Annotated in this window: 2 protein-coding genes; one reads left to right on the forward strand and one right to left on the reverse strand. The window is 72.7% G+C overall.

From position 1 onward, the window contains the following. Positions 1-21 precede the first annotated feature (21 nt). Positions 22-1329, reverse strand: coding sequence for a M14 family metallopeptidase (locus E1283_RS34420; RefSeq protein ID WP_243745307.1), 1308 nt, complete (start codon positions 1327-1329; stop codon positions 22-24). 228 nt (positions 1330-1557) lie between these two features. Here E1283_RS34420 and E1283_RS34425 point away from each other — a divergent pair, with 228 nt between their 5' ends. Further along, on the forward strand, positions 1558-3012 hold the full coding sequence (locus E1283_RS34425) for an aldehyde dehydrogenase family protein (RefSeq protein ID WP_132822098.1): 1455 nt from the start codon (positions 1558-1560) through the stop codon (positions 3010-3012). The last annotated feature ends 49 nt before the right edge of the window (positions 3013-3061 follow it).

The following is a 3061-nucleotide window of genomic DNA, read 5'->3' on the forward strand; positions in this document are numbered from 1 at the left end:
CCCGCCACCCGCCGGCCCGCGTCAGCAGTACGTCGCTTCCTCACCGATGATCCGGTACGGGCAGTCCGCGTAGTCGAGCAGCAGCAGCACCGCCTCCCGGTTCCGCGCCGTCTCGCGGTCGATCACGCTGCCCGGCGGGTAGAAGCCGCCGCCCGAGGCGGACGGTGGGTACATCTCGAAGGTGAAGGAGAAGATCCCCTGCTCCGCCCACATCCAGTCGTTGATCGAGCCGTCCGTGATGTACAGGTCGCTGGACTGCTGCGGCGTGTAGCCGTTGGTGTCGGCCATCTCCGTGCCGAGGGCGCGGAACGCCGCCGCGTCGTCGGCGGTCAGGCCGCCCGCGGTGTCCGAGTAGGTGTAGCCGTAGGGCCACAGCACCAGCTCGCTGTACGTGTGGAAGTCGATGTGCGCGGAGATCTGCTGCTGGCCGCCGACCACCCGGCTGCGGACGAAGTCCGCGACCACCCGGGTCTCCGTCCCGGACTCCGGCGACGGCCCGCGGTAGGTCTCGCTGCTGGTGCTGCCGGACGAGCCGCCGCAGCAGCCCCACTGGTAGTCCCAGTTCCGGTTGAGGTCGGTGCCCACCGCGGTCGAGCCCGAGTTGGGCTGCCGGTTCTTGCGCCAGCTGCGGAAGTTGGTGGCGGTCTCCTGGTCGTAGACCTTGCCGTCCGGGTTGACCGTGGGGATCAGCCAGACCTCGCGGGTGTCGAGCAGCTGGGTGATCTCCGGGTCGGTGCCGTACTGCGAGGTCAGCTCGTCCAGCGTGTAGAGCGCCATCTCCACGGTCAGGTGCTCGCGCGCGTGCTGGTTGTGGGTGAACAGGACCTCCGGCTCGTTCTCGTCCACGTTCACGTCGGCGCTGACCTTGACCGCGATGATGTCCCGGCCCTGGTAGGAGCGGCCGATCACGCGGCTGCTGACCAGGTTCGGGTAGGCGGCCACGGTCTGGTCGACGATGGTCCGCACGTCGGCGGCGGTGTGGTAGTCCGACGGCGCGGAGGCCCGGAAGTCGTTGCGCTCGGTGGCGGTGCCCGGCAGGGCCGTGAGCTCGTAGCCCAGGTCGCGCAGCCGGGTGGCGTCCGTCGCGTCGGCGGTGACCACCACGGAGGTGTCGCGCACCTCGTCGATCGCGGTGCCGGTCCTGGCCAGCTCGGTGCGCTCGGTCCGGGTGCCGACGTCGGCGACCTCGTACTGCTGGACCGGGACGGCGTCCGCCGGCTCACCCGGCGAGGGGGCGGCGCTCGCCTGCGTCCCGAGGGTGATCGCCAGGGCGAGGGACACGATGGCGGCCGCGGTGGTGGTCCGCTTGCCTCGTCTGGAAAGTCGCAACACATCTCCTGGTGGGTGTCCGTGCGACGAGTGGGGTGGGGACATGCTGGCGAACTGGCATGCTCCGGTCAATGGCGCCTGGTGCGATCCGGTCGCGTGTCATCCTGACGAAACGTCCCACCCGCGCGCCGCGCCGCTACAGACCGGACAAGAACTCTTCGTCGCGTGAGCACCTACCGTGGAAGGTGAGGCGTACACGATCGACTATCGACGAGAGGGCGGATCGGCATGACCACCGCGACATCCCCGCAGGCGTTCTGGCTCGCCGGGCGCCCGGCGACCGGCGAGGCCACCCTGGAGGTCACCTCGCCCTGGGACGGCAGGACCGTCGGCACGGCGAGCGTGCCCACCCCGGAGCAGACGGAGGAGGCGGTCGCCGCCGCGGCGGCCGTGGCCGACGAGTTCGCGGCGACCCCGGCCTATGCGCGGGCCGCCGCGCTCGACCACGTCTGCCGCCGGCTCGGCGAGCGCGCCGAGGAGATCGCGCGGCTGATCAGCGCGGAGAACGGCAAGCCGATGAAGTGGGCCAGGATCGAGGTGGCCCGCTGCACCTCGGTCTTCCGCTGGGCCGCCGACGAGGCCCGCCGCTTCAACGGCGGCACCGCCCAGCGGCTCGACGCGGACGCCGGCGGCGCCGGCCGGCTCGCCCTCACCCGCCGCATCCCCTACGGCCCGGTGCTCGGCATCGCGCCCTTCAACTTCCCGCTGAACCTCTGCGCCCACAAGGTCGCGCCGGCCCTGGCGGCCGGCGCGCCGATCATCCTCAAGCCAGCCCCCGCCACCCCGCTCTCCGGGCTGCTGCTGGGCGAGCTGCTGGCCGAGACCGAGCTGCCGGCCGGCTCCTGGAGCGTGCTGCCGGTCCCGAACGAGGCGATGCCGCCGCTGGTCCAGGACCCGCGGCTGCCGATCGTCTCCTTCACCGGCTCGGTGCCGGTCGGCTGGGCCATCCGCGACTCGGTGCCGCGCAAGCGCGTCACCCTGGAGCTCGGCGGCAACGGCGCGGCGATCGTGCTCGCCGACTACGCCTCGGACGCCGACCTCGACTGGGCCGCGCAGCGGATCGCCACCTTCTCCAACTACCAGGGCGGCCAGTCCTGCATCTCCGTGCAACGGGTGATCGCCGACGCCGCCGTCTACGACCGGCTGCTGCCGCGGCTGGTCTCCGCCGTGGAGTCGCTGGTCACCGGCGACCCGGCCGACGACGCCACCGACGTCGGCCCGCTGGTCAGCGAGGACGCCGCCCGCCGGGTCGAGTCCTGGGTCGAGGAGGCCACCGCGGCCGGCGCCAAGGTGCTGGCCGGCGGCGTCCGGCAGGGCGCCAGCTACCAGCCGACCATCCTGGAGAACGTGCCGACCGACGCCAGGGTGGCCTGCGAGGAGGTCTTCGGCCCGGTCCTGTCGGTGACCCGGGTGGAGGGCGAGGAGGCCGCGTTCGCCGCCGCCAACGACTCGACCTTCGGCCTCCAGGCCGGCCTGTTCACCCACGACCTCCAGGCCGCCTTCCGCGCGCACCGCGCCCTGGAGGTCGGCGGCGTGATCGTCGGCGACGTCCCGTCCTACCGGGCCGACCAGATGCCGTACGGCGGCGTCAAGGACTCCGGCGTGGGCCGCGAGGGCGTGGCGTTCGCGATGGAGGACTACACCTACGAGCGGGTCATGGTCCTCACCGGCCTCCAGCTCTAGCCACCTGCCGGCGGCACCGGCTCGGGACGGCGGAGGCGCGGGGTGGCGG

The organism is Streptomyces hainanensis (assembly GCF_004348415.1).
In the GTDB taxonomy this organism is placed as follows: Bacteria; Actinomycetota; Actinomycetes; order Streptomycetales; family Streptomycetaceae; genus Streptomyces; species Streptomyces hainanensis.

Bases quoted from the DNA above. Each gene is read 5' to 3' on its own strand.
- E1283_RS34425 (WP_132822098.1), top strand. From the start codon at position 1,558: ATGACCACCGCGACATCCCCGCAGGCGTTCTGGCTCGCCGGGCGCCCG.